Annotated in this window: 4 protein-coding genes and 1 pseudogene; 3 read left to right on the forward strand and 2 right to left on the reverse strand. The window is 41.7% G+C overall.

The window, feature by feature from the left end:
• Nucleotides 1–285: 285 nt before the first annotated feature.
• Nucleotides 286–684: a hypothetical protein gene (locus QZT73_RS03020; RefSeq protein WP_291782956.1), complete on the reverse strand. Its 399-nt coding sequence runs from the start codon at nt 682–684 to the stop codon at nt 286–288.
• A gap of 436 nt (nt 685–1,120) precedes the next feature.
• Here QZT73_RS03020 and QZT73_RS03025 point away from each other — a divergent pair, with 436 nt between their 5' ends.
• The 3 genes from QZT73_RS03025 (at nt 1,121) to QZT73_RS03035 (ending at nt 2,706) form a co-directional block, all read left to right on the forward strand.
• Nucleotides 1,121–1,588: a hypothetical protein gene (locus tag QZT73_RS03025; protein ID WP_291786554.1), complete on the forward strand. Its 468-nt coding sequence runs from the start codon at nt 1,121–1,123 to the stop codon at nt 1,586–1,588.
• A gap of 93 nt (nt 1,589–1,681) precedes the next feature.
• Complete coding sequence (locus QZT73_RS03030) at nt 1,682–2,092, forward strand: hypothetical protein (protein ID WP_291786556.1); 411 nt, start codon at nt 1,682–1,684, stop codon at nt 2,090–2,092.
• A 92-nt stretch (nt 2,093–2,184) separates the two neighbouring features.
• On the forward strand, nt 2,185–2,706 hold the full coding sequence (locus QZT73_RS03035; protein WP_291782948.1) for a hypothetical protein: 522 nt from the start codon (nt 2,185–2,187) through the stop codon (nt 2,704–2,706).
• Between the two features lie 483 nt (nt 2,707–3,189).
• Here the strand turns inward: QZT73_RS03035 and QZT73_RS03040 are convergent.
• Nucleotides 3,190–3,942: pseudogene (locus QZT73_RS03040) on the reverse strand (hypothetical protein); the annotation flags it as partial.

The raw sequence follows: 3,942 nt of genomic DNA on the forward strand, positions 1-3,942 counted from the left end.
AGTAAGGTCCATACAGGCACTACAGAGGTGCTTGGGATACCTGGAGGAATAATCGACTTCCTGCTGACATATCGGACAATGCTGCTGCTTTTCCATAAGACTCACTTTTTCTTCCTTTACCAAAGTTCCCGAAAAGAATGAGGATAAAAAAATAATTGTCATCAATTGTCGGAATAAGAGGGAGCGTTTTTTGAACCATTTAGGGGTTTAGGAATTAAGGGGCTCATTATTAATAGCTACAAAGGCGCTAAGGCAGGAAGGTTTTTATGGAAAACCAACCAATAATCAATCTCCAATCGAGAGTAAATAAGCCGTAAATCCAATCAGCATCGCCACTGCATAAACTGCTCCGATAGCCAGGCCCGTCTTGCCCGCATTGAATTTTTTGACTTCAATCTTCCCAATGTCTTCCAGCCTGATCGAAGTAAGATCAGATTTGCTGCCCCCGGCCTGAAAGCCTCTTAAAATCCCATTCTCTATAGTCACATACTCCAAATCCGTGGCCCTGCCACTTATTTTTTCATATATTTTGATGGCATCACCCGGTTTTAATTTTTGAACCTGTTCGGAAATGGGGACATCGGCAGCCCTTGGTGCTACCCGCTTGAGGTCTTTATAAGTCTTACATGAACTGCCCATGATAATGATGAAGAGCAAAACTCCAATCAGACGGAAATTTTTCATAAAGTGCAGGACTGAAGGTTGATAATAAAAATAAACTTTTCCGGTCAATTTCGAATCAAACTAAAGGAAAATATTGGATCAGCCACAAAGGCGGAAAGAATTAATGTGTAGTACCATTGCGTACATCTTGGCAAAAAAATGGTTGACGCAGATACATCCTCATTCATCCTATTCATACCGCTTTGCGGGACAAGTTCCGTGGTTAAAAAAATTCATTCAAATCTTCAAGTAGAAATACTGCCACCAACGGATTAAAAATCCACAGTATCGCTTTACGAAATGGCAAATTTCGATTTGGGAAGCCTCCCCATTATTAGCGGTTAATTATGAAATCGGCCAACGAACAAAACCAAATTTATCCATACATTTTTAACCAAGGAAGGCCTTGCTATCATCCCAACAAAACACGAAATTTCAGTCAGTTAAACCCCTCCCTATGAAAAGGTTACTGGCAATAGTCATGACCCTCGCATTCAGCTGCTCTGAAAAGGAAGAGACGCTGAACTCCAAGCTATTGGGCGCATGGGAAGCTGCCTACTTTGCTGAGGACCTAGGCTTTGAATCAGTGAATAGGTATATTTTTCTTTCTGACGGATCCTATTTCTATGAATGGGGATACCGGGTTTTAGGGGAAACAGAAATGACAGGATACCATAACATTTGGACTGGCATTTACCTGACTGCTGGAGACCAACTTTCCTTACAGACCCTCCGGGTTTTTTCTCCTCCCAACATGGTGACTCAGCCACCCTTTGTTCCCAAAGATCAATTGGAAGAAAAATCGGTTTCCCCATCTGAAACAAATCGATTCCAATTCCAAATTAGTTATGACCGTTCTACACTCACGGTCCGCCACTCACAGATGGACATGGATGGGGCTACTTTTCAAAGGGTGGATGAATAGAAGTTATATGCCGATATTTTTAATAAAAAATGGCTTCTATTGGGACATTTGGTATCCGTCATGCGTCAAGGTTTAGGAATTAACCTTCAAGCCATGAAAAAACCAATACTTTTCCTCTCTCTTTTTTTCGTTTTGAATTCCTGTGTGGAAAATGACATACTGACCCTGGAAGCCGGGGAGTTTCCCTTAGGTTCTTGGACGGTTAGCGACTGGCAGGAAAATGGATTTACCCTCGAAAGGGCGGACCCACTTCCTGAAAACACAATGGGCTATGTATTTCGGAGAAACGGCAAATTGGTCAACCGAACCTATTCTGGCTGGTGTGCTACCCCTCCAGTCGTCATGGCCGATTTCGATGGCAAATGGAGGTTGCAGGGGGAAGTTTTGATACTGGAAATGCGTTTCTGGGGAGGGACCATCTTTGAAGAATGGAAAATCCTTGGTTCAGATCCGCAGAGCGTAACCATTGAGCGGTTGAAATCCGAAGTTGAATTTGATACGTAAACTTAGAATTTATTGATAAGGTGGGAAATTCGGCTTTGATAAAACTAATTTTTTAAAAAATATGCCTGTATTGCTATTCAATCCCCTTTTTTATGAAAAAGTCATTGCTTTTCCTGGCTCCATTTCTCCTGTTGTTTTCCTGCATGGATTCAGAAGAAAGCCTTTCCCCCCAGCTATTGGAGGGGATGTGGGTAAGTAAAACGGTAGAAGAAGACATTACTTACGATTACTTGTTCAAATTTCATCCTAATGAAACATTTGAAAGTTATGTGGTAATAAAAGAAATCGAAGGAGAAAATTATCTCGGAATTGAAGAATATGTCACAGGAAACTTTAGCATCAGGGATGGTATTTTATTTTTATCCAACAGAAGGTTTTTTTATCCTGAAAATAAATTCAATCCCAATCCTGAGGCCATGATTGAAAAAGACAGCAGAATAAAACGCGCTAACAAAAAAATGGCATTGACTTTTGAAAACAATAAGGAGGTATTGGTTATGGCTTTTGCAGGTTATGATGCAGAAGGGCTAAATGAAGAAGAATTGGTTATGGTTGAGGTCATTCCATTTAGTTACACATTTCAAAGGATTACGGATTACGATTTTAATCCTTAATAAGGTAATAGGATAGCCGCTCAGGCATATAGATTAATTGTGAAAAAAGCTGCGCCCCTCGCAAAAAACCCCTGCGGCCTTTGCGGTAAAAATTAATTGGTTTCACGCATGATGATCCTCATTCATCCCCATCTTTCCTCCGCGGGGGCTTTGATAATTTCAGATCGGTCCTTCAGACCTTATGGGAGGTATACGATTCCCTTACCAGGGACTTCATCCCGGGCTGGCACTGATCGGCCTTTCAGGCCTGATCCTCCATGCATAGAAATGTCTGAATATCGAATACGAATTCATTACCATAAAATCTTTGCAGCCTGAGAAAGGCTACTCATTCCAAGCATTATTCTTCATTGATGAATAAGGTTCGAATTTTAACCCTTATTACTAAAAAATACGGTTCATAAAAGCCTAAAAGGCTGTACTTTGACAACCCAGACTGCAGCATGCGGAAGTCCGGGATAGCAGAACTCCCCAAAATCCACCTTAAGACGGCTCCAAAGCCACCTTATAAATCTTCACGAAATCCTCCTCCTCATCCAAGTTCACAGGGGCTAAAAACCACAGATACCCATCACGATACAACCACTGCCTGTCACTCAGATCCTTAGACAAAGTGAACTCCCTCATAAAATTTCCCTCCAGATCCCTAACCATCAAGCGGGGTGGATAAGCTTTCCGAACCTTGGCTTGAAATTCCGGCCAAGCTAAGTTTTCAAACTTATCACGGTCTGCTTCAGGCACACCGGGAAAAAAGGTAATCAGGATAAATTGCTCCGTAACTTTGATATTTTCCATAAAGCCTGAATAGGAATCCGGATTGATCATCCTAGGGTCTGCTTTGTTGAAATCCATGCCCTCATTGAAGGTATAATCCGGTATCTCTAATGCTACCCTTCTGATCTTTTCATAGGGCGGTTTAAGGTCGTGGATATGTAAAACGGGCTCCACCCCATGAACCCAGTAAATCCTCTCCTGATCTACGGCCAACTTAGGCATCATATGGGAAAGGTCATGTGCTTTACCATTCCTAAATACACTGTTTTCATCCAGTGGCATAAATTGCTCCACCTGTCTTTGCAGCGTATCAAACCATACCAAGCCCCGGTAATGTTTATAAAAATCAGAGGTATTATTGGGATAAGCTCCTCTGCCATGTCCTACGGAAAGAATTTTATCCCCAATCCAGAAAAATTCCATATCTGCAGCCATCCTTCCTGAAAAGGCAGGAAGTTGACT

The organism is Cecembia sp., assembly GCF_007126775.1.
Classification (GTDB): Bacteria; Bacteroidota; Bacteroidia; order Cytophagales; family Cyclobacteriaceae; genus Cecembia.